Below are 521 nucleotides of genomic sequence, written 5' to 3' on the forward strand. Positions count from 1 at the left end.
ATGGCTACTCGAGGAGCCATCCGGTTGTCGATCTTCAAGCGCCGTCGTTTTCCAATCGCGATCATTCTGCTGTGCGTACGCTGGTACTGCAAGTACGGGATCAGCTATCGCGGCCTGGCTGAAATGATGTCCGAGCGCGGTGTCAGCGTCAATCCAAGCACGATCTTTCGCTGGGTCCAACGCTACGCCCCGGAGATCGAGAAGCGCGTGCGTCCCTATCAGGGACATCGTTCAGGCTCATGGCGCGTGGATGAGACCTATGTACGGGTCGGCGGACGCTGGCTGTACTTGTTCCGAGCGGTCGACAAGCATGGTCGGCTGATCGCCTCCATGCTGTCCGGCCGGCGTGATACCGGAGCGGCGTATCGCTTCCTCCGCAAAGCCCTGCGGGCGGTGAGCGACTATCCTCCCTCATCCATCACGACGGACAAACTGGCTTCGTATCCAAAGGCAATTCGGCGCTTGCAGAACGAAGGATTGCTGCCGCAGGATGTCGAGCATCGGACCTCGAAATATTTGAA

At 58.9% G+C, this 521-nt stretch carries 1 protein-coding gene; it reads left to right on the forward strand.

What is annotated here, in order from left to right; all coding sequences use genetic code 11:
* Positions 1-24: 24 nt before the first annotated feature.
* Positions 25-521 (forward strand): IS6 family transposase (locus tag KBI52_RS00900; RefSeq protein WP_210804791.1); only part of this gene is annotated, 497 nt, incomplete at its 3' end.

The organism is Microvirga sp. HBU67558 (assembly GCF_018069605.1).
In the GTDB taxonomy this organism is placed as follows: Bacteria; Pseudomonadota; Alphaproteobacteria; order Rhizobiales; family Beijerinckiaceae; genus Microvirga; species Microvirga terrae.